This is a genomic window from Thioclava sp. GXIMD2076, from assembly GCF_037949795.1.
In the GTDB taxonomy this organism is placed as follows: domain Bacteria; phylum Pseudomonadota; class Alphaproteobacteria; order Rhodobacterales; family Rhodobacteraceae; genus Thioclava; species Thioclava kandeliae.
Map to the genome: position 1 here is coordinate 139,491 of NZ_CP149934.1, position 18,282 is coordinate 157,772.

Sequence of the window (18,282 nt, forward strand, 5' to 3'; positions counted from 1 at the left end):
GGATGGCCACCGGCTTTGGCAAGACAGGGGCATGTTCGCGTCCGCAGAATGTCTGGCGCCTGTGCGTTTGGGCCAAGCACGCTCTGTTTGCCTGCCGGATTGGTGCGGCGGCGGATCCGGCCCATAGTCCGGATATGGAAAGCATACGCCCAACCCAGCCGCGCGCCATTCCCAGACTCGACGTCGTCGTGATCGGCGGCGGGCAGGCGGGGCTGTCGGCGGGCTATTATCTGCGCGAGGCGGGGCTCCGGCCCGATCGCGATTTCACGATCCTCGATCATGCACCGGAAGCGGGCGGGGCGTGGCAGTTCCGCTGGCCCTCGCTGACACTCAGCACGGTCAACGGGGTGCATGACTTGCCGGGCGGGTTCGGTCTGGCCGAGAGCCTCGGGCTGGAGAACAGCCCCGAAATCAAGGCGGCGCATGCCGTGCCGCAGTATTTCCACCAGTATGAGGTGCGGTTCGGCCTGCCGGTGCATCGGCCCGTCTCTGTCCGGCAGGTCAGCTTGCGAGGCGGGCGCTATCTCGTGGAGACGGATCGGGGGCGGATTTCAGCGCGGGCGGTGTTGAATGCGACAGGCACATGGGACGCGCCCTACAGGCCCGCGATCACGGGGGCGGAGCGGTTTACGGGTCTGCAGATCCATGCGCAGGGCTATCGCGACGCGGCGCCGTTTCGCGGGATGGAGGTGGTGGTGGTCGGGGCCGGGATCTCGGCGATCCAGATCCTTGAGGAGGTCTCGCAGGTGGCACATTGCTACTGGGCGACCCGAAGCGCGCCGCGCTACCATGAGGGCCCGTTCCTGCCCGAACATGGCCGCGCGGCGGTGGCCCGGGTCGAGGCACGGGTGCGGGCAGGGCTGCCGCCCGGATCGCTGGTCTCGGCCACCGACCTGCCGCCCTCGGAGGTGCTCGAACGCGCGCGGAGCCGCGGGGTGCTGGACCCGAAGCCCATGTTCACCGAGATGACGGAAGAGGCGGTGATCCTGCCCGATGGAACGGCCCATAGGGCGGATGCGGTGATCTGGTCGACGGGGTTCGGCAACGCGCTCGGGCATCTGGCAGGGCTCGGGCTGTTCAACGCGCGAGGCGGCATTACCATGACGGGACGGCTGGCGACGCAGGTGGAGGGACATCCGCGCCTGCATCTTCTGGGCTATGGTCCGAGTGCCTCGACCGTGGGCGCGACCCGGGCGGGACGGGCCGCGGTGAGAGAGGTTCTGGCCGATCTGAGGCGGGAAGGTTAGTGCATAATGCCGGAGGGATATCGGGCGTAGTTCATCCTATGATTGAAGATTGACCATCGCGGGCCAGCGGCCGGAAGCTGACCTGTGACAGAAGCCAGTCGCGGAAGGTCTCCACCGCTTGGCTGCGGCCCTCGGGTGTCACGATATAATAGCCCTGGTCGGTCGAATGTGGAGCCTCGAGCACCACTGTCAATTCGCCCGAGGCAAGCTCGGCCTCGATCAGGTAGCGCGGCAGGAGCGCGTAGCCCAGACCGGCTTTTGCCGCCTCGATTGTCAGCGAGAACTGGTCGAACCAGTGCCCGTTCTGCGGTTTTTCGTCCGAGCCCATCGTGGCAAACCAGTCCGCCCAAAGGCTCGGTCGCTCGCTGACATGCAGCTTGGGCGCGGAGGCCAGATCGCCGACTGTGACGTGGCCGCCCTTGCGCAGCGCCCCGCCCGCGACAGGCAGAACGATCTCGCTACACAGATAGGTGCAGACCGCCCCAGGCCAGAGCGGCTGGCCGTAATGGATGGCCAGATCGCATTGCGTGGTTGTGAAATCGAAAATGCCGCGGCGGGTCGTGATGTCGAAACGGGTCTGCGGATGGGTTCCCAGATAGCCGTCGAGCCGCGGTAGGAGCCAGCGTTCGGCAAAGGTGGGCAGTGCATTGATGGCAAGGATCTGGTGGTCGGGAAGGCCCGCGCGCGCGTGGCGCATGGTGGTCTCCGCCATGGCCAGAAGCCGCTCCACATCATGGAGGAAACGGCGTCCCTCTTGTGTGGTCACCACCCGTCCGGGCACCCGCTCGAAGAGCCCGAACCCGATCTGCGCCTCCAGCTCGCGGATCTGCCGGCTGACCGCGCTCTGGGTCAGGGCAAGCTCCTCGGCGGCACGGGTGAAATTGCCGTGGCGGGCGGCGGCCTCGAAGGTCTGAAGCATCTTCATATCCGGCAGGTTGCGGCGCTCGATCATAGGGGATTCCTCCGGTCTCGGGCCAGATCTAGCAGCTCTGCGGGCGAAGGTCTTCCCTCAAGGCGCCATGCGCGGGCGGAATGGGGGTAGTCCGATTGTTTGCTGGGCAGGGCTGGGGCAAGCCGCTAGGGTTCTGGCAAATCGGGCTTTCGGAGCCAACGCGAAGGACATGACCATGCTGAGCAAACCCCTTTCGACCATCACCCGCGAGACCATGGAGGCCTGCGGCGCGCAGGTCGCGCTCGATGCCGCAGGAATGGATGTGATCTCGCCAGTGACGGGTGAGGTGGTGGCCACCCTGAATGCCCATACGTTGGACGAGGCGCAGGCGATGGTGGCCGGAGCGCAGGCAGCCTTCCGCAAATGGCGCATGGTGCCCGCTCCGCGCCGTGGCGAGCTGATCCGGCTCTACGGCGAGGAACTGCGCAAGGCCAAGGCCGATCTCGGGCGCATGGTCTCGATCGAGGCGGGCAAATCGCCTTCCGAAGGCTTGGGCGAAGTGCGGGAGATGATCGATATCTGCGATTTCGCCGTGGGTCTCTCGCGCCAGCTTTACGGTCTGACCATCGCCACCGAACGTCCCGGCCACCGGATGATGGAGACATGGCATCCGCTGGGCGTGGTGGGTGTGATTACCGCTTTCAACTTCCCCTGTGCGCCGTGGTGCTGGAACACCGCGCTGGCGATTGTCTGCGGCGATCCCGTCATCTGGAAACCCTCCGAGAAGACGCCGCTGACGGCCCTTGCCTGTCAGGCCGTATTCGAGCGTGCATTGGCCCGCTTCGGCGCCGATGCGCCCGAGGGGCTGTCGCAGGTGCTGGTGGGCGGACCGGAACTGGGCGAGGTGATCGTGGATCACGAGAAGGTCGCGCTGATCTCGGCCACCGGATCGACCCGCATGGGGCGGATCGTGGGGCCGAAAGTGGCGGCGCGCTTTGGCAAATGTATCCTCGAACTTGGCGGGAATAACGCGGGCATCGTCTGCCCCTCGGCGGATCTGGACATGGCGCTGCGCGCGATTGCTTTTGGTGCGATGGGCACGGCAGGCCAGCGCTGCACCACGATGCGCCGTCTTTTCGTGCATGAGAGCATCTATGACCAGCTCGTGCCCGCGCTTAAAAAGGCCTATGCCTCGGTCACCGTGGGTAACCCGCTGGAGACGGCCGCCCTTGTCGGGCCGCTGATCGACAAGGCCGCCTATGACGGTATGGTTGCCGCTCTGGAGGAAGCCCGCCAGATGGGCGGCGTGGTACATGGCGGCGCGCGTGAACAGGTGGGGCCGGATGCGGCCTATTATGTGAAACCCGCGCTGGTCGAGATGCCCGAGCAGGCGGGTCCGGTCAAACGCGAGACCTTCGCGCCGATCCTCTATGTCATGAAATACAGCGATTTCGACGAGGTGCTCGAGACGCATAACGATGTGGGGGGCGGGCTGTCCTCGTCGATCTTCACCACCGATCTGCGCGAGATGGAGATGTTCCTCTCGGCACGGGGCTCGGATTGTGGCATCGCCAATGTGAATATCGGCACCTCGGGGGCCGAAATCGGGGGCGCTTTCGGGGGCGAGAAGGAAACCGGCGGCGGGCGCGAGAGCGGCTCGGATGCGTGGCGCGCCTATATGCGCCGCGCGACCAATACGATCAACTACTCCAAGGAGCTGCCTCTGGCGCAGGGCGTCGTCTTCGATATCGACTGATTTTTTCCCGACATAACGGGCCCTTACAGCGGTAGGGGCCCGTCATCTATGATTGCCTCCATCGAGAAATAGGAGGTGACGGTATCGAGCTCGATTTTCTCGGTGATGCGCTGGTAGACGGCGTCGAACGCGCGGATATCCTCGCTCACGATCTTCAGCATATAGTCGTAATCGCCGCTAATGCGGTAGAAGCCCACGACCTCGGGGATGGTGTGCAGATGCTGGCGGAAGCGTTTGAGCCAGTCCCCCGAATGGTGCCGTGTGCGGATCATCGAGAATGTCACCAGCCCCATGCCCACCGCCGCGCGGTCGATGCGGGCCGTGTATCCGGTGATGACCTCGGCCTCTTCCAGCAGCTTCAGCCGCCGCCAGAGCGCGTTTTGCGACAGACCGACCTCATCGGCCAGCTCGCGCTGCGAACGGTTCGAGTTACGCTGGAGCGCGGCAAGGATGCGACGGTCGATATGATCGAGATTCTTTTCCATTTTTCGATCATATGACCCAAACTATATACTGCCAAGCAATCAATTTGGTGAAAATCCGCGAAAGTCGCGGCGTAGGGTTAGGGAAATCAACAACGGATCCTCCCCATGACTGCTCTTACCGCGCTCCAGCGTTTCCAGGCCTCACTCGACCGTCCCGATATCATCGAATGGCTCCGTGAGGGGCTGATCGGGCGGGGCATGGCGTTCGAGACCGCCTTTGGCACGCAATCGATGCTCTATGCCGATCATATCGCGTCCGGTCGCGCGTTGCGTCAGGTGGAGGCGTTCGTGATGACCGAGATCCTGCCGATCTATTCCAACTCCCATACCGAGGCCTCGCATTGCGGTCGCGTGATCACACGGATGCGGGCCGAGGCGCGCGAGATCATCGCGCAAACCTGTGGCTGTGGCCCCGATTGTCATGTGCTCTTTGCCGGATCGGGGGCTACGGGGGCAATCACCCGTGTGATCGGGCTGTTGGATATCCCTGCACGGCGCGCGGCAGGCGAGAAAGTGACGGTGCTGATCGGGCCTTACGAGCATCACTCGAATATCCTGCCCTGGCGCGAAAGCGGGGCGGAGGTGATCGAGATCGGGGAGGCCGTCTGTGGCGGGGTCGATATGGACGATCTGGAGGCGCGTCTTGTGGCGGCCAAAGGGACCGATCTGATCGTTGGCAGTTTCTCGGCGGCGTCGAATGTGACAGGCCAGCTCACCGATGTGACGGCGGTGACCAAACTCCTCAAGGCGCATGGTGCGCTGTCGATCTGGGATTATGCCTGTGGTGCGCCGCATCTGGCGATGCGGATGGATCTGGAAGGCGCGCCGATCGATGCGATCATCTTCTCGCCGCATAAATTCGCCGGCGGTCCGGGCGGCACCGGCGTCGCGCTGATCCGCGACACCATCGTGGCACGTCAGGTGCCTGCCGCGCCGGGGGGTGGCACGGTATCTTTCGTTTCGCCCTGGACGCAGGTCTATTCGGGGCGCGTCGAGGCGCGTGAGGAAGCGGGCACGCCCAATGTGATCGGCGATATCCGCGCGGCCCTCGCGCTGATGGTGAAAACGGCCATCGGCACCGAGCGGCTGCATGACCGCGAGGTGGTCCTGCGCGCCCGTGCACTGGAGGCATGGCGCGACCTGAAGGGACTTAAAATCCTTGGCAAACCGGAGGCGGCTGCGCTGCCGATCTTCTCTTTCCAGATGTTCGATGAGGCTGGCAAGCAGATCCACCCGCAGCTGATCACGCGGATGCTGTCGGACCGGTTCGGCATTCAGGCGCGGGGCGGCTGTGCCTGCGCGGGCCCCTATGCGCACCGTCTGCTGGAGATTGATCGTGCGGCCTCCGAGGCGCTGCTGGCACGGCTGCAGGCGGGCGAGGAACTGGCCAAGCCCGGCTGGACGCGGCTCGATCTGAGCTGGTGCCATGACGAGGAGGATCTGACCCGCATCATCGATGCGGTGACGCAGCTGTCAAAGGACGCGGCTTCGATGGTCGCGCGATATAGCGCCGATCCGGCGACCGCTAGGTTCGTGCCGCTCGAGGGGTGAGCAGAGGTGGAATGACAAACGGCGGGAGATATCTCCCGCCGTTTTTGTCTCAGGGTCTCAGCCCCAGGTCTGGGCGAACATCCGCAGCCAGTTGGCCCCGAGGATCTTGGTGATGCGCTCTTCCGACCAGCCGCGCGATTGCATCTCGGCGGTGAGGTTCGGGAATTCGTCATTGCGGCGGATGCCCTCGGGCTTGGTGATCTTGGCCGAGCCGAATTCGGTCAGTGTGCGCCCTGTGCCCTTGTCCTTGTTGGCCCAGAGAAGCCACGGGCCGGGACGGGCGCGGTTATGGTTGAAATCGGTGCCGATGGCGACATGGTCCTCGCCCACCAGATCCATCGTATATTCCATCGCGTCGATCACATCCTTGACACTTGCATCATTGCCCGCCGCCAGACCCGGCGCAAAGAGCGAGGTGCCGATGACACCGCCCTTATCGGCGCAGGCCTTGAAGACCTCGTCGGGCTTGTTGCGCGGCACATCACGCAGGCCGCGCGGCAGGCAATGGGTCACCGCGACCGGCTTTTTGGAATAGGCGATGGTATCAAGCGACGTCTGGATGCCCACATGGCTGAGATCGATCATGATCCCTGCCTCGTTCATCGCATCCACCGCCTCGCGGCCAAAGCCGGTCAGCCCGCTGTCTTTCTCTTCCAGATAGCCCGCGCCGAAAAAGTTCTGCGTGTTATAGGTCAGCTGCATGATATTGACGCCGAGATCTTTGAAGATCCCGAAATAGTCCAGCCTGTCTTCCACCGGAGAGGTGTTCTGCCAGCCAAAGATGATGCCGACCTTGCCTTCGGCCTTGGCACGTTCGATATCGGCCAGTGTCTTGATGGGCATGGCGATATCGGCATTCTCTGCCAGTTTCTGCTTCCACATGATGATATAGTCCATGCCGCCGCGGAAATCTTCCCACAAAACGGAAGAGGCCGAGATTGCGGTCACGCCCCCCTTTTGCGCCTCGAGCAGGATCTCGCGGTTGAAATCGGAGCATTGCAGGGCGTCGATGACGATGGAACGGGAATGGAGGGACGTATCGGTCACTTGGGTATCCTCTCAGGCAGTCGGTGTAAGATCGGCGGGCAGCCATTCTTCGCCCGTCATGTCGGGCGTGTCGTAATCGCGGAAACGGTCGAGATGGATCTGGGCATCCTCGGCAAAGAGCGATTGCACGAGCCCCGAGGCCAGACGCCGCGCGCCCTCGGAGGCCGAGGGCACGCCCGAGGTGACCTTGCCGTGGCTGGGCACCGCCGGATAGGCAAAGCAGGTCAGGCGCTTGAGCGAGGGGCAGCTGCCCCCAGCCTTCTCGATAAAGGAGAAATCACGCGCCAGATAGGGATGCGAGGCAAGGCCCTGATTGGTAGCGGCGCGCTCGGGCCCCACCACATCGCCCCATGTCCTATACCGGCCGGCGAAGGCCGCCAGCTCGGGACGGGCGTCGAGATCGATGGTGAAGCCTGTGGCAAAGATCGCGACATCCGCCTCGATCGCACCATTGGGGGTGGTGACACGGATGCCCTCTGCGGTCTCCTCCACAGCCAGCACGGCCGCGCCCACATGCAGATGCGCGTTCGGATGGCGCGCGACCCGCTCGACCGAATGTTTGGGCGGCGGCACAGGGAAGCGGTCTCCCTCGTCCATGATCTGCCATTTCACATCATCGGGCAGGCCGACATAGCCTGCGGTCATGCCACGCGATCCGGTGCCGGTAAATTTGTCGATCACCGGAATGGCGGGGCGGCGGACCAGAAGGTCCATCCTTGCACAGCCTTCCTCGAGAGCGGTTGCGGCATTATCCATGGCCGAGGCACCAGCGCCGACCACGATCACCCGCTTGCCCTTCAGGCTCCTGGTGTCGAACACATCCGCAGAGTGATAGACCTTGCCGTTGGGGAGCCCCTGCGCGACGGCAGGCAGACGGGGCGCGCCAAGCGCATCGAGCCCTGTTGCCAGCACCACGCGGCGTGCCATGAATGTGCCCTGCGAGGTGGTCAGACGGAACAGATCGCCCTCGGGGGTGATCGCCGTGACATCGCAGTCATTGAGCACATCCGCGCCGGTCATCTTGCGATACCAGATCAGGTAATCCATCCACATCCCGCGCGGGGCAAGATGCATGGCCTCCCACGCGTCGAAGCCCCATTGTGCCTCGAACCACGCGCGAAATGTCAGCGCCGGAATGCCCATCGCGGGGCCTGCAGCCTCCTTGACGGTGCGCAGGGTTTCCATGCGGGCATAGGTTATCCACGGCCCTTCGAGATGTGCGGGCGCGCGGTCGAACAGGCGCACATTGGAAATACCCTCCATCGAGAGCGCCAGATTGGCCACCAGCCCGCAAAGCCCCGCCCCGATAATCGCCACATCCAGAACGCCATCCGTCCGCGGCATCCATGCCCTGGGCGGAAGGTTCAGCAGCGTCTTCTGGCGGGCAAGATCGGCTTCGAGGGCAGGCAGCCCGATGGGGGAGGTCATGGCAACATCCTAGAGGTCTGGGCGATGGCGTCGTTTTCGGAAGGGTTGGGAAAGCGGCAATCGGGGATGAGATCGGCGCATACCTGCCGGAACATCTCGGCAAAGCGCGTCTGGGCGGGGGTGGTCACGCGATGGCTGTCGCTGAACAGGCCCCAGAGATAGGGAATCGGTGTGTCGAGCGGCAGGATCGTCGTGCCCTTGACCGGAATGCCGTAGGCGGTGACCGGATCGATGATGGCCACGCCCAGTTCGGCCCGCGCGGCCATGATCGCATTGAGCGAGGAATTGGAGGTGATCGAGCCCGAGGGGCGGATGCGGGCAGCCTGCATCGCGGCGTCGATATGGGGGCGTAGCCGGTAGCGGTTTCCGGCGGATATCAACCGCTTGCCTGCAAGATCGCGTAGCGGGAACCGGCCATCGGGATAGGCGCGGGCTGCCCTGTCGGACAGGGCCACCACAAGCGTGCTCTCGCACAGCACATGGGCCACGAGGCCCGTGGCATCGAGCGGAAAGCCCGCGATGCCCAGATCGGCGGTGCGGTTGCGAAGCGCCTCGACCACATGATCGGCAGTCATGGTCTGCAGATCGACATCCTGCGGCAGGTCTTCGGCCAGAAGCTGCAGCGCAGGCGCCACCAGACCGCCCGCCATCGTGGGCGTGGCGGCAATGTCCAGAGCTTCCTGCCGTTCGCTGCGGATCGCTTCGGCGCGGTCGCGGATCAGTTTGAGGCCGCCCAGCACGCGGCGGGCTTCTTCGTGAAATTTCAGTCCTTTATCGGTAGGCGTGATCCGCGGGCCATTACGGTGGAACAGATCGAACCCGACCTCGGCCTCGAGCTCTTTTACCAGACGGGTCACCGTCGGTTGCGCGATATTCAGCTGCTTTGCGGCGGCCGTCATCGAGCCGCAGGACATGGCCGCCTCGAAGGCCTCGAGGGCCCGAACATCCATCATTTTATCAATCGCGCTTGACATCATTGCCCTACTATCATCCGAATTATATATAGTGACAAGTCAAGAATGCTTGCAAATTATAATCAGCCGTGAGACCAGTTCATGAGCTGTCTGATCAACAGGAGTTACACGATGTCGATGATGTTCCGTATCGCTGGTGCGCTGATGGCCGCCGGTCTTGCTCTGCCCGCCCATGCCGAAACATGGCGGCTGTCGTCGATGATGACGCCGGACAGTTTCGAGGGGCAGACCTATCAGAAATTCGCGGATCTGGTCGACGAGTATTCGAATGGTGATCTGACGATCAAGATCTATCCCAACGAGCAGATCGGCTCGATGGACTCGGTGGTCGAACAGCTTTCGGCGGGTGTGATCCAGCTGGCGCCTTCGGCTGTGGGCTTCATGTCGCGCTGGGAGCCGGGTATCAAATTCGCGGCCTCCCCCTTCCTGTTCGACGATTATGACCATTGGGCGCGCTTCATCGATGGCGATCTGTTCCAGGGCTGGCTGAACGAGGTCAAGGACGAGGCGGGCATCTCCGTGCTGGGCGATATTCCGGCGATGCCGCGCGGGTCGTTCCGCACGCTGCTGACCACCAAGCCGGTGAAGACCGCCGATGATTTCAAGGGGCTGAAGGTCCGCCAGTATCAGAGCGATCTGATGATCGATGCCTGGACCTATCTGGGTGCCGAAGTGCGCGTATTGCCGTGGGGCGAGGTCTATGACGGCATCAATCGCGGGATCGTCGACGCGGTGACCGCACCTGCGGAATCGATTGAATCGATGCGCTTTTACGAGGTCGCGCCGAATATCATCCGCACCGATGAATATCCGCAGGCAGTGGCATTCATGATGAGCGAGAAGGCATGGGAAAAGCTCCCCGAGGCCGATCAGCAGGCGCTTTTGCGCGCACATAAGGAAGCTGCGGCCTTCGGTCGTGACCTTCTGGCCAAACAGTCGGCCACGCTCAAGGCCGATCTCGAGGCGCATGACGGCGTGAATGTGAATTTCGAGTTCGACACCGCACCGCTGGTGGCCAAGATGAAAGATTTCTACGCCGAATATGACAAGGAGGGCAAACTGCCCGAAGGTCTTCTGGACGCGGTCGACGCCGCGCGTGACAAGTAATCATGGCGGTCTCCGGCGGAAATTCCCCAGCCACCAGCCCGAAGGGGCTGGTGCGCGCCTGCGACAGCGTGCTGGATGCCATTGCGATGGTGTTTGGCGTGATCTGTGCCGTAATCCTTGCGGTAATGGTCGGGCTCAACCTCTATAACGTGCTCTCCCGCTCGTTCCTCGGGGTGGCCTATGGCTGGATCTTCAACTGGACGATGCTTCTGTTCGTCTGGATGCTGCTTTTGGGGCTTTTCGTCTATATCCGGCTGCGTCATGACGTGGTCGTGGATATCGTCATGACGCGATTGCCGCGCCCCGTGCGCAAGCTGGGCGGGCTTCTGGTCTGTGTGATCGGGATGCTGACGATGGCCGCAATCCTGCGCGGGGCGCCCGAACTCCTGAAGCTGCAATCCAAGCCGATGGAGGCCATCGCCCTGCCGATCTATGTCCGCTCGGGGCCGCTGTTTATCTCGTCCATTCTGGTTTTTGCGCATTTCGCGCTGGATTTCCTGCGTATCCTGACGGGGCAAGGCGAGGCCTTCGCCCGCAATGACACAGTCGAGGGAGCGCCCGAATGACCCTTGGTTTCATCGTCATCGGCGGGTTTATCCTGCTTATGCTACTGGGTGTTCCGGTCACCATCGCCATCGGTGCCAGCTCGATTGCGGGGCTCTATTTTGCCGGTTTCGGCGATATGGCTCTGGTTGTGCCGCAGCAGATCCTCGATGGGGCGGCCAAACCCGCGCTCTTGTCGATCCCCTTCTTCATTCTGGCCGGTAACCTGATGAATGCGGTCGGGCTGACCGACCGGATCTTCAATTTCTGCCTCGCGCTGGTGGGGCATTTCCGTGCGGGTCTGGCCTATGTCAACGTCATCGCCTCGCTCCTTTTTGCGGGTGTGTCGGGGGCGGCAACGGCCGATATCGCGGGGCTCGGACAGCTCGAGGTCCGCGCCATGCGCGAGCGCGGCTACTCGCCGGAATTCTCGGCAGCACTGACCGTGGCCACCTCGCTGGTGGGGCCGATCGTGCCGCCTTCGATCTCGCTCATTGTGTATGCGTGGCTTGCCAATGAATCGGTCGCGCGGCTCTTCCTTGCAGGGATCGTGCCGGGCATTCTGGTGGCGCTGTCTTTCATTCTCTATATCCGCGTGGTCTCGACATGGACCCCGATGCCGCGTGAAAACCGCGCCACCCTGCGGCAGGTGGGCACCAGCGCCATGGAAGGGATTCCCGCGCTGATTGCACCGGGGATCATCCTTGGCGCCATCGTCTTCGGCTTTGCCACCGCGACCGAAGCCGGCGTCATTGCCTGCGGCTATTCGATCCTGATCGGCCTGTTCTACCGCTCGCTCACCGCGCGCGGCATCTGGGACGCGCTGGCCTCCTCGGCACGGCTCTCGGCGCTGATCATGATGATCATCGGCTTCTCGCAGATCATGGGCTGGCTCTTCGCCTTCGAGCAGGTGCCGCAGGCCTTCGCCTCGGGGCTTCTCGAGGCGATCAACCAGCGTTGGGTCTTCATGGTGTTCACCATCGTGCTTCTGGTGATCATCGGCTGTTTCATGGAAGCCTCGCCCGCCAAGATCATTCTGTTGCCGCTCCTGCTGCCTGCCGCTGATGCCTTCGGGATCGACCGCGTGCAATTCGGGATGGTGATCACGTTGGCCCTGCTGCTGGGTATCGCCACGCCACCGCTGGGCGTCGGCCTCTATCTGATGTCGGCGGTCTCGGGCGTGAAATTCGAGCGCCTTTCGGTCGCCATCCTCCCTTTGATGATCCCTCCGATCATCGTCCTGATCCTGATCGCAAGCTTCCCGCAGATCACTCTGTGGTTGCCCGATCTGGTTATGGGCCCGAAATAGGGTCCAGCCTATGTATGTAACGAGTGTGTTGGTTGCATAACGAGTAGCGTGTGTGGATGGCGGGCCCCGTGTGTTGGGGCCCGCCATTTTCCTATCTGCCTGTATGGCACCGAACCGCAGGAGCCATAAAAGAAGGCCGCATCCGGAAGGATACGGCCAGTCGGGGATAATCGGGTCCGGCTCAATGCAGGATCTGGGCCAGGAACTCCTTGGCGCGCGCGCTTTGCGGCCTGTCGAAAAACTCCGCGGGCGGGGCTTCCTCGATGATCTCGCCACGATCCATGAACACCACGCGGTCCGCGACCTGACGCGCAAAGCCCATCTCGTGGGTCACGCAGATCATGGTCATGCCGTCTTTCGCGAGCACCTCCATCGTCTCCAGCACCTCCTTGACCATCTCGGGGTCAAGCGCCGAGGTCGGTTCGTCAAAGAGCATGATCTCGGGTTCCATGCAGAGCGAGCGGGCAATGGCCACGCGCTGCTGCTGGCCGCCCGACAGCTGGATGGGATATTTATGTGCCTGTTCGGCGATGCGGACCTTCGCCAGATAGGCCATGGCACGGGCCTCCGCCTCCGGTCGCCCGAGCCCGAGCGAAGACATCGGTGCCAGCACGCAGTTCTCGAGAATGGTCATATGGGGGAAGAGGTTGAACCCCTGGAACACCATCCCCGTGAGCGAGCGCACCTTGGCGATATTGGCGCGGGTGCCGTTGAGATCGGTGCCATTGACCGAGATCATGCCATCATCATGTTTCTCGATATGGTTGATGCAGCGGATCAGGGTGGATTTGCCGGATCCCGAGGGGCCGCAGACCACCACCCGCTCGCCGGGACTGACCACCATATTCACATTGGTCAGCGCGCGGAACTCGCCATAATATTTGTAGACAGCGGCCATGCGGACGGCGGGGATCGGGGTGCCATGGGTCTTGGCTGGGGTGAAATCGGGCATAGCGTTTCCCTCGGTTCAGGCGGCTTTGGGATTGGGCTTTCTGGCCGCAGTCGGGGTGAAGGAGCGGGCGAAATGCGCCTCGATCCGGCGTTGGGCAAGATCCCAGAGCGTGGTCAGCAAGAGGTAATAGCAGGCGGCCGCGGCATAGACCTCGAGCGTCTGGAAATCCTGCTGCATCAGCTCGTCGGAACGGCGCATGATCTCTTCGACCGAGATGACCGAGGCCAGCGAGGTGGCCTTGAGGAGGCTGTTGATCGAGTTGCCCAGAGGCGGCACCATCAGGCGGAACGCCTGCGGTAGGGTCACCCGCCAGAAGATGGTAAAGGGCGAGAGGTTGAGCGACCAGCCTGCCTCGGTCTGGCCTTTGGGCACCGACATGAAGCCCGAGCGCACGATTTCGGCCATATACGCGGCCTCGTGCAGGATCAGCCCGACAAGGGCACAGGTGATCACATCGAGCTTCAGCCCCAATTGCGGCAGGCCGGTATAGATGACGACCAGCTGGATCAGCAAAGGCGTGCCGCGGAAGAACCAGATATAGGCGCGGGCGGGCAGGCTGATCAGGCGTTGCGGGGACATACGCGCCATCGCGATGGCTGTCCCAAGGATGAGGCCCCCGATCACGGAGGCCACGGTCAGGGCGATGGTCACGCCAACGCCGCCGATCAGGAAGCTGTTGACCAGATAGCCGAAAAAGGCTTCGGGATCGAATACGGTCATTGGCGTGATCCTTTTTTATGCACTCAGTGGCTCAGCTTACGCCCTCAGTTCGAGGGGCCGGGGCCTGCGATGGACACTTTCTCGCCCTCGGGCAGCGGCGAGAGCTTCCATTTGTCGAAGAGCGCCTGATAGGTGCCGTCATCCTGCATCTCGTCCATCGCCTTCACGACAGCATCGGCCACGTTCTTGTTGGCGAATGCCATCGTGGTGCGGGTCTTGCCAAGGCCCGTCAGCACCTCTTTCGCCTTCTCGCGCTTGACCAGATCCGCGCCAACGCTGTCGACGACCAGCGCGTTATCGACCTGACCGGCCTGCAGCGCGGCCACAACGGCGCTGGCGGTGGCAAAGCCGCGGATCTCGATCTCTTTCTTGCCCGCCGCGACATTGGTCTCGTTGAGCTTCTTCAGCCAGTTCTGCTGGTAGCTGTTGGTCTCGACGCCCACGGTCTTGCCCTCGAGATCGGTCTCCGAGGACAGTTTCTCGTCGCTGCCCGGCTTGGCGATAACGGCGATCGACTGCTCGGAATAGGGAACGGTCCACATCATCTTGGAGCGCTCCTCGGTCCAGAACATGCCGGTATTCATCCCGTCGATCCGGCCGCCCTTCATGGCGGGGATCATCGCGGGAAAGTCCATGCGCACGAGCTCCACATCGACACAGACGCGTTTGGAGATCTCGTCGGCCAGATCCACATTCAGACCCTGCAGCTTGCCGTCCTTGTCGACGAATTGCTGCGGCGGGTTGGTGGGGTTGATCGAGAGTTGCAGCTTGCCCGCATCGATCAGGTCGGCATCGGCAATGGCGGGCGTGCACTGGGCATGGGCGGCCAGCGGCGCCACGAGTGCGACACTCAATGCGGCAATCTTGGGGAGTTTGAACATCTGGGAGTTCCCTTGTTGGTCGACGCGGCGTCTTCATGGCCGCTATCAGAAACCGGGCAGGCACCATGCCTCCCCGGCCGGTCTTATCAGAATTTCTCGGTGATCGCGCGGATCTGGACGCGGGCGAAATTTCTGACATGGGGGGTGAAGGGACCAAAGCCTTTCACCTTATGGAATTCCGGCGTGTCGAAGGCCCATTTGCCTGCGACCTCGTAGACGGCGGCATATTTCTGGCCCTCGCCCACAGTGATATAGCGTTGGGCGCTCAACCAGCCGGGGCAGGCGAGCAGATCGGGGAAATGCTGGCTGACATACCATTCGGCAAAGGCGTCCTCGTGTTCGGGGTCGATATCCACGCGCACGATATGGGTGAAGGGGGCGTCGTCCATGGGGTCCTCAGACATGTTCGGCCAACTGTCCGGTCGCGCGCAGGGCGGCGACGATCTTGGCCCTTTGCTCGGGCAGCACCGGCATCAGGGGCGCACGGGGCGCGTCATTGGCGATGATGCCCATCTCTTTCAGTCCGGTCTTCATTCGCGTGTGCATATCCATAACCGGCTGCTCATGGTAGATGGCACGGATCACAGGATAGAGACGGTCATTGGCTGCGCGTAAGACCGCGAGATCATTCGTATTTGCGGCGGCCCACAGATCGATGAACAGATCCGGCACAAGGCTGATGAGCCCCGACAGGATCCCGTCGCACCCGATGGCCAGCTGCGGCAGGAACCAGTTGAAATTCGAGGCGAGCACCGCCACATCGGGGGCCGATGCGCGCAGGGCGCGCAGGTTCTCGTCATAGGCGAGGATGCTGTCACAGCCTTCCTTCACCGCGATCACACCCGGCACAGAGGCGATCTCGGCCAGCACCTTTGGCGCATAGCCCATGCCCGACCCGAGCGGATACTGGAAGATCGACACTGGTAGCGAGACGGCCCGCGCGATGGCCTCGACATAGGCTCCGGGGGCGCGGGCGGTCAGCGAGGCGCCCCCTCCCAGCGGAATGGCGGGAAAGACCACGATACAATCGGCGCCTGCGGCCTCGGCCTGACGCGCCTGATCGATGGCCACATCGGTCGCATGGGCGATCACGCCTGCCAGAAGCGGTTTGGTGCCGATCTTGGCGCGGGTGCGGTGGATTACCTCGACGCGCTCGGCATCGCTGAGCGCGCCGCCCTCGCCCGCATGGCCATTGACCAGCACCGCCGTGATCCCCGCAGGGCAGGCGCAATGGTCCAGCACGCGGTCATAGCCCGCCCAGTCGATGGACATATCCTCAAGGAACGGCAGAACGGTCGCGACCGTGAGGCCATGCAGATCCTTGCCTGTCAGTTTGCTCATGATGTGCTCCTCAGGCGGCAGGTTTGCGGCGGGGGAATTTCAGCGTGGCGCGGGCCTTGAGAACCTCGAGTCCGGTCTCGTTAGTGGCGCTGGCTTCCCAGATGATGGTCCGGTTCTCCTCGACCTTCTCGGCAATCCAGACCGAGAACGAGATCGTATCGCCATAGAAAACGGGGCCGGTGAACCAGAAACGGTCCTCGATGGAGACGCCAATGGTCCCGACAAGCTCGGCGGTCAGCACCGAGGTGCACAGCCCCGCCACCATGATGCCGGGGGCAAGGCGCTGGCCGAAACGGGTGTCGGCGGCATAGGCCTCGTCGATATGGACAGGGCCGAAATCGCCGGTTGCGGCAATATAGAGCGCGCCATCGGCTTCGGTGACGGTCTTGTTCAGGGTGACCTTGTCGCCAACCTCCAGATCGTCGAAGGATTTGGGATCATACATGGCGATCTCCGCTCAGGCTGCGTAGGGCACGAGCTGTGCGCGGCCGGTGGCCACAATGGTGCCTTCGGGGTTCAGGGTGCAGGTGATCGCGCAGGTGATCTCGGTCCCGCTCAGGGCGGTGACCTCGGCGCGGGCCTCGATGGAATTGCCGATATGGACGGGCACGGGGAACTCGAAGCTCACGCCCCTGAGGCGCCACTCGGGGCCGGTGAGGCGATTGAGCGCCGTGGACGCCATGGCGCCAGCGATCAATTCGAAGGCCACCTGCGCGGGGGCCCCCAGAGCGCGGGCGCGGGTGGCATCGACGTAAAGACCGCCAAGGTTACCGCTGATGCCGGTGAACATCGCCTGTTCGGCCACGGTAATGGTTTTGCGGAAGGCGAAGCTGTCGCCGGTTTTCAGAGTGCTCATGCTCATACCCCCAGAATATCGAAACCTTTTTTGATCACGCCGCGGGCGATCAGCATGCGGTGGATCTCGGAGGTGCCGTCATAGATGCGGGTGACGCGGGCATCGCGATACATCCGTTCGAGCGGCATCTCCTTGGTGAAGCCCATCCCGCCGAAGACCTGGATGGCGCGGTCCACCACGCGGCCCTGCATCTCGGAGGCAGCAACCTTGACCGCCGAAACCTTGGTGCGCACATCGCGGCCCTGATCGATGTCCCAAGCGGTGTTCAGCACCATCATCTTCACGCCGAAGATCTCGGTCGCGCTATCTGCGATCAGTTTCTGGACCATCTGGAACTCGCCGATGGGCTGGCCGAACTGTTTGCGGTCGGCGGCATAGTCGCGCATCAGATCGAGCGCGCGCGTGGCCATGCCCACGGCGCGCGCGCCGATATGGGCCAACCGGATTTCCTCGACCGAGGTCATGATCAGCTTGAAGCCCTGACCGACCTCGCCCAGCACCGCGTCTTTGGGGATGCGCACATTGTCGAATACCAGTTCCGCATGGCCATAGCCGCGATGGCCCATCATCGGCTGGGTGCGCGAGACCTTGAAGCCCGCGGTGCCCTTGTCCACAAGGAACAGCGTGATGCCGCCACGGGCGCGCTTGTCCTTATCGGTCAGGGCCATGACGATGACGTAATCGGCGATATCGCCATCCGAGATGAAATGCTTGGTGCCGTTGATCACCCATTCGTCGCCCTCGAGCACCGCATTGGTCGAGATCGAGGCCGCATCCGAGCCCGCGCCCGGTTCGGTGATCGCCATGGCGCAGATCTTCTCGCCACGCACGGTGGGCAGGAGATATTTCTCGCGCTGCTCGCCCTTGCACTCGAGAAGCATCGGATAGACCTGACCGAAGACGCGGCGGATCAGCGCATCCGAGGTCTTGCCCAGCTCTTCCTCGACAAAGCAGTGGTCCACACAGCTCAGGCCGCCGCCGCCCACATCCTCGGGCATATTCATGGCATATAGGCGCAGCTCTTGTGCTTTGGCCTTGATGACCGCGAGCTTGTCGGCGGGCACGCGGGCGGTTTCCTCGACCTCGGCCTCGAGCGGCTGCACTTCGGTCTCGACGAAGCGGCGCACGGTGTCGACCAGCATACGGGTTTCTTCGGGGATGGAGAAATCGATCATGTTCTTCTTCCGGAGGGG

At 63.0% G+C, this 18,282-nt stretch carries 19 protein-coding genes; 6 read left to right on the forward strand and 13 right to left on the reverse strand.

Going from position 1 to position 18,282, the window contains the following annotated elements:
• The first annotated feature begins 2 nt into the window (after positions 1–2).
• Positions 3–1,247 carry an NAD(P)-binding domain-containing protein gene (locus WDB91_RS17690; protein WP_339115468.1) on the forward strand — a complete coding sequence of 415 codons (1,245 nt, stop codon included), beginning with the start codon at positions 3–5 and terminating at the stop codon, positions 1,245–1,247.
• Positions 1,248–1,278: 31 nt separating this feature from the next.
• Here the strand turns inward: WDB91_RS17690 and WDB91_RS17695 are convergent, their stop codons facing one another.
• On the reverse strand, positions 1,279–2,199 hold the full coding sequence (locus tag WDB91_RS17695) for a LysR substrate-binding domain-containing protein (protein WP_339115469.1): 921 nt from the start codon (positions 2,197–2,199) through the stop codon (positions 1,279–1,281).
• 175 nt (positions 2,200–2,374) lie between these two features.
• Here WDB91_RS17695 and WDB91_RS17700 point away from each other — a divergent pair, with 175 nt between their 5' ends.
• On the forward strand, positions 2,375–3,895 hold the full coding sequence (locus tag WDB91_RS17700; RefSeq protein WP_339115470.1) for an aldehyde dehydrogenase family protein: 1,521 nt from the start codon (positions 2,375–2,377) through the stop codon (positions 3,893–3,895).
• Between the two features lie 23 nt (positions 3,896–3,918).
• Here WDB91_RS17700 and WDB91_RS17705 read toward each other — a convergent pair whose 3' ends face one another.
• A complete protein-coding gene (locus tag WDB91_RS17705; protein ID WP_339115471.1) occupies positions 3,919–4,380 on the reverse strand; it encodes an Lrp/AsnC family transcriptional regulator in 462 nt (153 codons plus the stop codon).
• Positions 4,381–4,485: 105 nt separating this feature from the next.
• Here WDB91_RS17705 and WDB91_RS17710 point away from each other — a divergent pair, with 105 nt between their 5' ends.
• Positions 4,486–5,931, forward strand: a complete 1,446-nt coding sequence (locus WDB91_RS17710; RefSeq protein WP_339115472.1) for an aminotransferase class V-fold PLP-dependent enzyme — start codon at positions 4,486–4,488, stop codon at positions 5,929–5,931.
• A gap of 57 nt (positions 5,932–5,988) precedes the next feature.
• On the opposite strand, the gene WDB91_RS17715 is transcribed toward WDB91_RS17710, so the two are convergent.
• Genes WDB91_RS17715 through WDB91_RS17725 form a run of 3 tightly spaced genes read right to left on the reverse strand, consistent with a single transcriptional unit; the run spans position 5,989 to position 9,359 of the window.
• Complete coding sequence (locus WDB91_RS17715; protein WP_339115473.1) at positions 5,989–6,978, reverse strand: membrane dipeptidase; 990 nt, start codon at positions 6,976–6,978, stop codon at positions 5,989–5,991.
• A 12-nt stretch (positions 6,979–6,990) separates the two neighbouring features.
• The gene (locus tag WDB91_RS17720; protein ID WP_339115474.1) at positions 6,991–8,406 is read right to left on the reverse strand and encodes an NAD(P)/FAD-dependent oxidoreductase; all 1,416 of its coding nucleotides are present in this window, start codon (positions 8,404–8,406) and stop codon (positions 6,991–6,993) included.
• Positions 8,403–9,359 carry a LysR family transcriptional regulator gene (locus tag WDB91_RS17725; protein WP_339115475.1) on the reverse strand — a complete coding sequence of 319 codons (957 nt, stop codon included), beginning with the start codon at positions 9,357–9,359 and terminating at the stop codon, positions 8,403–8,405. Before WDB91_RS17725 ends, WDB91_RS17720 begins: the two co-directional genes overlap by 4 nt.
• A 132-nt stretch (positions 9,360–9,491) precedes the next feature.
• Here WDB91_RS17725 and WDB91_RS17730 point away from each other — a divergent pair, with 132 nt between their 5' ends.
• The 3 genes from WDB91_RS17730 to WDB91_RS17740 are packed head-to-tail and all read left to right on the forward strand — an operon-like array spanning position 9,492 to position 12,339.
• The gene (locus WDB91_RS17730; protein ID WP_339115476.1) at positions 9,492–10,487 is read left to right on the forward strand and encodes a TRAP transporter substrate-binding protein; all 996 of its coding nucleotides are present in this window, start codon (positions 9,492–9,494) and stop codon (positions 10,485–10,487) included.
• 2 nt (positions 10,488–10,489) lie between these two features.
• Positions 10,490–11,053: a TRAP transporter small permease subunit gene (locus WDB91_RS17735; protein WP_339115477.1), complete on the forward strand. Its 564-nt coding sequence runs from the start codon at positions 10,490–10,492 to the stop codon at positions 11,051–11,053.
• On the forward strand, positions 11,050–12,339 hold the full coding sequence (locus WDB91_RS17740) for a TRAP transporter large permease (protein ID WP_339115478.1): 1,290 nt from the start codon (positions 11,050–11,052) through the stop codon (positions 12,337–12,339). Before WDB91_RS17735 ends, WDB91_RS17740 begins: the two co-directional genes overlap by 4 nt.
• 181 nt (positions 12,340–12,520) lie before the next feature.
• Here WDB91_RS17740 and WDB91_RS17745 read toward each other — a convergent pair whose 3' ends face one another.
• The 8 genes from WDB91_RS17745 to WDB91_RS17780 form a co-directional block, all read right to left on the reverse strand.
• Entirely contained in the window at positions 12,521–13,237 is a 717-nt protein-coding gene (locus WDB91_RS17745) for an amino acid ABC transporter ATP-binding protein (protein WP_339115609.1), read from the reverse strand.
• Between the two features lie 69 nt (positions 13,238–13,306).
• The gene (locus tag WDB91_RS17750; protein WP_339115479.1) at positions 13,307–14,011 is read right to left on the reverse strand and encodes an amino acid ABC transporter permease; all 705 of its coding nucleotides are present in this window, start codon (positions 14,009–14,011) and stop codon (positions 13,307–13,309) included.
• 44 nt (positions 14,012–14,055) lie between these two features.
• Complete coding sequence (locus WDB91_RS17755) at positions 14,056–14,892, reverse strand: ABC transporter substrate-binding protein (RefSeq protein WP_339115480.1); 837 nt, start codon at positions 14,890–14,892, stop codon at positions 14,056–14,058.
• A gap of 86 nt (positions 14,893–14,978) precedes the next feature.
• Positions 14,979–15,281 (reverse strand): hypothetical protein, encoded by a 303-nt coding sequence (locus tag WDB91_RS17760; RefSeq protein ID WP_339115481.1) that lies wholly within the window; start codon positions 15,279–15,281, stop codon positions 14,979–14,981.
• A 7-nt stretch (positions 15,282–15,288) separates the two neighbouring features.
• Positions 15,289–16,233 carry a dihydrodipicolinate synthase family protein gene (locus WDB91_RS17765; RefSeq protein ID WP_339115482.1) on the reverse strand — a complete coding sequence of 315 codons (945 nt, stop codon included), beginning with the start codon at positions 16,231–16,233 and terminating at the stop codon, positions 15,289–15,291.
• A gap of 10 nt (positions 16,234–16,243) precedes the next feature.
• Positions 16,244–16,678: a MaoC/PaaZ C-terminal domain-containing protein gene (locus tag WDB91_RS17770; RefSeq protein ID WP_339115483.1), complete on the reverse strand. Its 435-nt coding sequence runs from the start codon at positions 16,676–16,678 to the stop codon at positions 16,244–16,246.
• Between the two features lie 12 nt (positions 16,679–16,690).
• Positions 16,691–17,089 (reverse strand): hypothetical protein, encoded by a 399-nt coding sequence (locus WDB91_RS17775; protein ID WP_339115484.1) that lies wholly within the window; start codon positions 17,087–17,089, stop codon positions 16,691–16,693.
• 2 nt (positions 17,090–17,091) lie between these two features.
• Positions 17,092–18,264, reverse strand: a complete 1,173-nt coding sequence (locus WDB91_RS17780) for an acyl-CoA dehydrogenase family protein (protein ID WP_339115485.1) — start codon at positions 18,262–18,264, stop codon at positions 17,092–17,094.
• Positions 18,265–18,282 lie beyond the last annotated feature (18 nt).

Coding starts and splice junctions, on each gene's coding strand:
- WDB91_RS17750 (WP_339115479.1), bottom strand. CDS start 14,011: ATGACCGTATTCGATCCCGAAGCCTTTTTCGGCTATCTGGTCAACAGC.
- WDB91_RS17745 (WP_339115609.1), bottom strand. CDS start 13,237: ATGGCCGCTGTCTACAAATATTATGGCGAGTTCCGCGCGCTGACCAAT.
- WDB91_RS17705 (WP_339115471.1), bottom strand. CDS start 4,380: ATGGAAAAGAATCTCGATCATATCGACCGTCGCATCCTTGCCGCGCTC.
- WDB91_RS17690 (WP_339115468.1), top strand. CDS start 3: ATGGCCACCGGCTTTGGCAAGACAGGGGCATGTTCGCGTCCGCAGAAT.
- WDB91_RS17770 (WP_339115483.1), bottom strand. CDS start 16,678: ATGTATGATCCCAAATCCTTCGACGATCTGGAGGTTGGCGACAAGGTC.
- WDB91_RS17695 (WP_339115469.1), bottom strand. CDS start 2,199: ATGATCGAGCGCCGCAACCTGCCGGATATGAAGATGCTTCAGACCTTC.
- WDB91_RS17760 (WP_339115481.1), bottom strand. CDS start 15,281: ATGGACGACGCCCCCTTCACCCATATCGTGCGCGTGGATATCGACCCC.
- WDB91_RS17710 (WP_339115472.1), top strand. CDS start 4,486: ATGACTGCTCTTACCGCGCTCCAGCGTTTCCAGGCCTCACTCGACCGT.
- WDB91_RS17700 (WP_339115470.1), top strand. CDS start 2,375: ATGCTGAGCAAACCCCTTTCGACCATCACCCGCGAGACCATGGAGGCC.
- WDB91_RS17780 (WP_339115485.1), bottom strand. CDS start 18,264: ATGATCGATTTCTCCATCCCCGAAGAAACCCGTATGCTGGTCGACACC.
- WDB91_RS17725 (WP_339115475.1), bottom strand. CDS start 9,359: ATGATGGATGTTCGGGCCCTCGAGGCCTTCGAGGCGGCCATGTCCTGC.
- WDB91_RS17765 (WP_339115482.1), bottom strand. CDS start 16,233: ATGAGCAAACTGACAGGCAAGGATCTGCATGGCCTCACGGTCGCGACC.
- WDB91_RS17720 (WP_339115474.1), bottom strand. CDS start 8,406: ATGACCTCCCCCATCGGGCTGCCTGCCCTCGAAGCCGATCTTGCCCGC.
- WDB91_RS17740 (WP_339115478.1), top strand. CDS start 11,050: ATGACCCTTGGTTTCATCGTCATCGGCGGGTTTATCCTGCTTATGCTA.
- WDB91_RS17735 (WP_339115477.1), top strand. CDS start 10,490: ATGGCGGTCTCCGGCGGAAATTCCCCAGCCACCAGCCCGAAGGGGCTG.
- WDB91_RS17730 (WP_339115476.1), top strand. CDS start 9,492: ATGTCGATGATGTTCCGTATCGCTGGTGCGCTGATGGCCGCCGGTCTT.
- WDB91_RS17755 (WP_339115480.1), bottom strand. CDS start 14,892: ATGTTCAAACTCCCCAAGATTGCCGCATTGAGTGTCGCACTCGTGGCG.
- WDB91_RS17775 (WP_339115484.1), bottom strand. CDS start 17,089: ATGAGCACTCTGAAAACCGGCGACAGCTTCGCCTTCCGCAAAACCATT.